The organism is Rhizobium sp. SVR5-2C (genome assembly GCF_056755115.1).
The window spans coordinates 1-6,002 of sequence record NZ_JBNDHT010000230.1; the positions used below are offsets into that span (position 1 = coordinate 1).

Genomic DNA, 6,002 nt, shown 5'->3' on the forward strand with positions numbered 1-6,002 from the left:
AACAACAGGTGGGCTACTTTTATATCATAATGCAATAGGCCTCTCGAAAGACCACGTATTTCTACGGTTTCATCATCGTTCATGATAAGATTCTTTGTCGGCTTGCTGCCGATGAACCCAGAGGGGGCGGCGATGAGAAGGACGCTGCTTTGCATCACTTCAGCACTTGTTTTGTTTACGGCGCCTCAAGCAAGCGCATGCTCGGACATCGCGCTCGTTCTCGCAGTAGATGGCTCCGACAGCATCGATGATGCCGAATATGGGTTTCAGAAAGCTGCGATTTCCGCCGCGTTCCGCGACAAGGCGGTGATTTCAACCTTGCGGGAGGCAGGGGTCGTGGCGGTTTCAGCCGTTTTCTGGGGGGACGCCAGGGCAGGGACGCAGGCGCTCGGGTGGTTCGTCATCGATGATGGTGACGATGCGGAGGGTTTCGCACGCGAGATAGACAACAATCAGCGTGCGGTCTTCGGAAATACCGACATAGGCAACGGCATCTGGTCAGCGCTCACCATGCTTTCGGATCCGAACGCATGTGCCCGCAAACTGATTGTCGACATCTCCGGTGACGGCAGGGAGACATTGGGACCGAAACGGCCGCGTGTGATCTCGCTCTATCAAGCACGCAGGCGCGCCGAGCAAATGGATGCAAGGATCAATGCTCTGGTCGTCTCCGACGATTTGGGAGACCTGGCCAGCTACTACGCCAGGAAGGTGATCCTCGGGGCCGATGCGTTCGTCATGCATGTGAAGAATTATGGGGATTACGCTGCCGCCCTTAAAAAGAAACTGATAAGGGAACTCGCGTCCGATGCGGTGGACAGCCGGTTCCACGCAAGCGCTGACTAGCGGCGCCAGGCGCAGCGGAGGCTAGACGGGGCGGGGCTTGCATTTCGCCAGTCAAAAATGTGTAGCTGAGGGCATCTAAAAGGTCTCTGAACGTCAGTCGGCCGGCGTGGGCTCCAACGCGCGCGGATCGAGCCGATGGCGAAGCAGACGGACATATGTGGGGGACGATTTATGTATTATGCCATTTTGGCCTATCACGCAGCGGGCGTGGTCGAATCCTGGACCGAGGAGGAGGATGCGGCGCTGATGATCGACCTGCTCAAGGTCAACGATCGCCTCGTCCAGGAGAAATCCCTCGGACCGGCCGCACGGCTTGGACCCACGGATCGTGCCGTCACCCTGCGCGGGAAGGGCGACGGGATGGTGACCGACGGCCCGTTCGCGGAAACCAAGGAACAATTGCTCGGCTTCTACGTCGTGGATTTTCCGACGCTCGAGGAAGCCGTCGCAGCAGCGCGTGACCTGCGTCGCGCCAACCCGACAGCCGTCTATGAAATCAGGCCGATTTCGCTCTACCTACCCGGCGCGGCTCTGGACTCCAGGGATGATGGCTAGCAGGCCTTTCGCAACGTGATGTAACGGCGAGAACGAGCGTCGCCCGGATCTGTCGGCTGCATGATGAGGTCAAGCGGTCGGGTTCGCTGCTCACTTCGACGCGCACGAAATCCTTCTACTGCTGGTTCAACCCGGTATCCTTGTGCGCGTCCATGCGCGCAACCAGCAACGAGTAGGCGACGTAGTATTTGTAGATGTTGCTGACGTACTGGACGGTTTCCCGCCCGACGATCTCGGATGCCGCGTTTTCCACGTTTCCGAACCAGACGTTGGGGTCGAGGCCCATGGTCTTTGCCTTTTCGCGGAACCTCCGCAGGTTTCCGGGGCCGGCATTGTAAGCAGCGAAAGCGAACAGTTGGCGATCCTTCACATCGAGCCCCTGATCGTCGATATAGGTGTCGATCAGGTGACGGAGGTATTTGGCCCCTGCCTCGACATTGCGGTCGGGATCCTTGTCTATTCCGGTGATGGCGATGACCTTGTCCATGGCCGTCGATGGCAGCATCTGCATGACGCCAACTGCGCCACGCGGCGAGCGCTTGGACTGGTCGAGTTGCGATTCCTGATAGCCCTGGGCCATCAGCATCAGGTAGTCGAATGAGTAGGTGCCGCCGTATTTGCGAAAGATTTCGACCAGCCGCTGAAATCGTTCCACGTCCGCTGGGGAATAGGCGCGCTTTACGATCTTGTCCTGCTTGAAATAGGTGTTGCGGAGGATGTTTCCGAACGTCGTGCCGATCTTGTGTGTCGCCACGAAATCGTTGAGCTCTTTTTTCAGTTCGGGGCTGTCCTTGCGGATCGCCCAGGCAATCTTTCCTCCGGACGCCAGGACGACATCGTGGTTCACCTTTATCCCGGCGAAGACATGCGACCAGATATCGGCCTTGTACGCATCGACGATGGTGAACGGCAAAAGCTCGGCGTTGACCATCTCCATCAGGTCCTCATCTTCGAGGCTTTCATCCATCAGGTCGATGGCGATCTGGGGCTTGTTCTGTTCGGACAGCGTCTTGTTTCGCTCCGACAGATGCTCGTAGTAGCTGCTCGATGCGCGGACGGCGACGTGCTTGCCGCCCAGGTCGTCGATGCTGGCGATTGCCGGACTGTTGGGGGCGGAGACAAGAACCTCTTCGGCATTTTTGTATAGAGGATCGGCGAAATCGACCTGCTTCAGCCGTTCGTCGGTGACCGTCAGGTTTGCCATGACGATGTCCCCATAGCCGTCGTTCAGCGCACTCAGCAGCTTGTCTCGCGGTGTAGGGACGAAGACGACGTGGATGTGCTCGATCTGCTTCTTGCGACCCCGGTTCAGGTATTTTTCCAACTCCAGCCCGAACACGACCGCAGTCCCGAACTGACGTCCCTTGTCGACGAAATAGATCGTCTTGCTGAAAGGCACCAGGACCCGAACGATGCGTCGCTCCTTCATCGCATTCAGATCGAGGATATGCTTTTCGATCAACTGGGGCCCACCCTCGGCGGCGACCGCAGGCAGCATGACGCCTGTTGATGTTGTTATGGCGACGAGCAGAAACAAAGCGTACGTGTACACCCGCATGTTGCGCCTCCCCAGCTTCGCGTAGCGACCGGACTTAGTTTACGCCTGGATCGTTCAGACGAGCAGCAGCTTCTTCAAGACCGAGAACACTTCCTTGTACGGCAGCTTGGTCGCGCCGGCGGCTGCGAATGGAACAAGTGCTGCCGCGGCCACCGGCAGAACCACACCGCGGTTGATCAGCATCGACGACAGTTTGCGCGTCTGATCATATTGCTTTGTCAGGTCGAGAGCTTCGATCGGTTGCTCGGCTTCCTGCGGATCCGGTGCAACGATGTTGCTGCCGACCAACTTGCGCTCTGCCGCCCGCTGCTGGACGGTCGCCCGGGCCGACAATGTCAGCAGCGTCTTGCTCTTGAGATCGGCAAGCGGTTTCGAAAAGGCTGAAAGCGGATAGGCGAAAAAGGCAATCACAATGATCAGCCATGCAACCATTGTTGTCGTCAGCGTCGCTGTCGAAAGTCCGCCCTGCATCAGATGTTTGGCTACCGCTGCGGCCATGCCGCTGCTGACGCCAAACACAAACAGCACGTATGCGTTCGGATAGTCGGCCAGGAACGAAAGGCCACCTTTCCCGTCAGGATGCGTCGCCACCAGACGCAGTTCGAGGCGGGCGATGCGGCGGAGCATATTCGCCCAGACAAGGTGGCGCCAGCAGCCTCGCAGAAACAAAAATACGAACATCGGAATGCTGACGAACACGCCCCACCACCCAGCGGCCGTCAGCCTGCTGGACTCAGGAGAGACGGTCGCAGACCATGTCGAGATTGCAGCCTGATTGAAGTTTGCATAGGCGAAGAGGGCCGCAACCGCGGCAAGTAACAGACAAACCAGCTCGGCCGTCCCGGAGTCGCGTTGTCGAAGGGCGCGAGCCACGTGGGCCGCAGCGGCCTCCATTGACGCAGGAGCAATCAGCGGTGCCCGGGCGAACTGTCCCAACTTTAGTTTCAGCCCGGTTTCGACATGCTGCTCGGCCAATACAAAGGCGGCAATGCCGAGGAAAAAACGGGTCCAAGGACCGGGATCGGACAGGTAGCGCCATACAGTTGGAGTTTCCGAAAACACAGTTGGCAGCGTCAGGACCAGAGGGACACCCCAGGCGATCGCCACGAACAGGACCGCTCTCCTGCCACTCTTGAGGCTGCTCTCATGCAACAAGTTCATCCGCCGCTGCAGGTCGAAGAATGGCCCGCCATGCGCCGCTAGGAAATCCAGATGCGGCTCGGTCGATGAGGGCGCCCCAGCCGTCGATGCCGTGACCTGTGTTTCGCCACCCATGTCACTCATCCCTCTGTGACCATCGACAGTCTCCACAAGCACGCGATCCTGCCCAGGCATTGCGGCAAGCACGCAGAATGTCGAACAACCAAGCCATCAGATTTCGTGCAACAGCGGAAGTACGTTACGGTAAATCGCAGTGTAAACGCGCCCATGAGCGCCCCTTTCAGGCCCTGAGATATTTCTGGCGCACCGGTCATGGCCCTGGAGGAAGTACGGGTTGTCACTGGTCGGTGAATTGATTTGCCAGGCAATCCTTGCGGGTAGATATTGACCGCAGCAGTCTTGGGAGAGACTTGCTGCGAACAGAGGGAGGGCCTCATGAAGATTCGTGATCTCCTGCAAACTGCAGCTTTGCCCACGTTGGCGATCGCCGGTCTGGGGGCTGGTGCGGCGGTAGCCGCGTTCAGCACGACTGATACCGGAACACCGGCGGAAATTTCCGCAGCCCCGCATTGTGTCCTTGTCGCCGCCATTCCGGCCCAGGTGGTGGAGGCGATGAAGGCATACGAGGAGGCGGAACCGCAACTGTGGACCGATCTCGGTTCGATGACCTATCAGATCACCACGAAAAGCGCGGATGCCCAGAACTATTTCAACCAGGGTCTCAGGATGGCCGTCAACTTCAACCATGCGGAAGCGAGGCGCGCTTTCCGCATGGCGCAACGCCTGGACCCGGATTGCGCCATGTGCTTCCTGGGTGAGGCGCTGGTGCTCGGACCGAACATCAACGTGCCGATGGACCCGGCGGCGAACGCGCCCGCCATCGCCGCGCTGAAAAAGGCGCAGAGCCTCGCCGCCGGAGCGAGCGAGAAAGAACAGGATTTGATCAAGGCGGTGGCTACCCGCTATTCGGAGGATCCAGCGGCAGAACGGCCCCAGCTCGACGCTGCCTTCGCCGACGCAACGGCTGCCCTGTCGGACAAATATCCGGATGATCTCGACCTCGCACTGCTTGCCGCCGAGGCGGGAATGGACACGCAGCGCTGGGATTACTGGCAGCCGGGCGGCAAGGAACCCAAAGGTCGGGCAGCCGATATCCAGACGCGCCTGGAAGGAGTGCTTGCCAAAGCCCCCGACAACCCCTGGGCGATCCACCTCTATATCCATCTCGTGGAGGCATCGGACCGGCCGGAGCGCGCCGAACCCTACGCCGAACGGCTCGCCGCCCTGATGCCGGGCGCAGGACACATCGTCCACATGCCGAGCCACATCTACTATCGGGTCGGCCGCTACGTCGATGCCTTCGAGACCAATAAGACAGCCTCCAAGGTCGACGAGGCCTATATCTCGCAGACGCACGCGATGGGCGCGTATCCGCTTGCCTACTACGCGCACAATATCCACTTCGTGCTGGTGTCGGCTCAACTGCTCGGCGATAAGCAGACCGTGCTCGCCGAGGCCGACAAGCTCGATAAATGGCTGAGCAACGACATCGTCGCCGAGATACCCTTCGTGCAACCGCTCAAGGCCGCTCCGTACTTCGCCCGGCTGCAGTATACCGATCCGGAGACGGTTCTGGCGATGCCCGAGCCAACTGGCGCACCGCCCTATGTGATGGCGATGTGGCACTACGCGCGAGGGGTCTCTCTGGCCGGGAAGGATGCCGCCGCCGCTCGCAAGGAGGCCGATGCCATCCAGCGCATCGCAGAAGAGAGCGACTGGTCGGCGCTGGACGCCTGGCACATTCCCGTCCGGCCCGTTCTCGATGTGGCGCAGCGCGTGGTCCTGGCGCGCGTCGCGCAGGAGAGTGGCGACAACAGCGCCG

5 protein-coding genes are annotated in these 6,002 nt (G+C 59.8%); 3 read left to right on the top strand and 2 right to left on the bottom strand.

The genetic code is table 11. The features are described from left to right. Nucleotides 1-132 precede the first annotated feature (132 nt). Together ACPYOI_RS34355 and ACPYOI_RS34360 are read left to right on the top strand one after the other, a co-directional pair. Nucleotides 133-846 (top strand): DUF1194 domain-containing protein, encoded by a 714-nt coding sequence (locus ACPYOI_RS34355; RefSeq protein WP_481424034.1) that lies wholly within the window; start codon nucleotides 133-135, stop codon nucleotides 844-846. Between the two features lie 171 nt (nucleotides 847-1,017). Next, complete coding sequence (locus ACPYOI_RS34360; RefSeq protein WP_481414866.1) at nucleotides 1,018-1,401, top strand: YciI family protein; 384 nt, start codon at nucleotides 1,018-1,020, stop codon at nucleotides 1,399-1,401. A 115-nt stretch (nucleotides 1,402-1,516) separates the two neighbouring features. Here ACPYOI_RS34360 and ACPYOI_RS34365 read toward each other — a convergent pair whose 3' ends face one another. After that, nucleotides 1,517-2,959, bottom strand: a complete 1,443-nt coding sequence (locus ACPYOI_RS34365; RefSeq protein ID WP_481414867.1) for an MltF family protein — start codon at nucleotides 2,957-2,959, stop codon at nucleotides 1,517-1,519. 54 nt (nucleotides 2,960-3,013) lie between these two features. Further along, complete coding sequence (locus ACPYOI_RS34370; RefSeq protein WP_481414868.1) at nucleotides 3,014-4,234, bottom strand: hypothetical protein; 1,221 nt, start codon at nucleotides 4,232-4,234, stop codon at nucleotides 3,014-3,016. A gap of 321 nt (nucleotides 4,235-4,555) precedes the next feature. Here ACPYOI_RS34370 and ACPYOI_RS34375 point away from each other — a divergent pair. Further along, nucleotides 4,556-6,002 (top strand): hypothetical protein (locus ACPYOI_RS34375; protein WP_481424035.1); only part of this gene is annotated, 1,447 nt, incomplete at its 3' end.

Bases quoted from the DNA above. Each gene is read 5' to 3' on its own strand.
- ACPYOI_RS34355 (WP_481424034.1), top strand. From the start codon at position 133: ATGAGAAGGACGCTGCTTTGCATCACTTCAGCACTTGTTTTGTTTACG.
- ACPYOI_RS34360 (WP_481414866.1), top strand. From the start codon at position 1,018: ATGTATTATGCCATTTTGGCCTATCACGCAGCGGGCGTGGTCGAATCC.
- ACPYOI_RS34365 (WP_481414867.1), bottom strand. From the start codon at position 2,959: ATGCGGGTGTACACGTACGCTTTGTTTCTGCTCGTCGCCATAACAACA.
- ACPYOI_RS34370 (WP_481414868.1), bottom strand. From the start codon at position 4,234: ATGGGTGGCGAAACACAGGTCACGGCATCGACGGCTGGGGCGCCCTCA.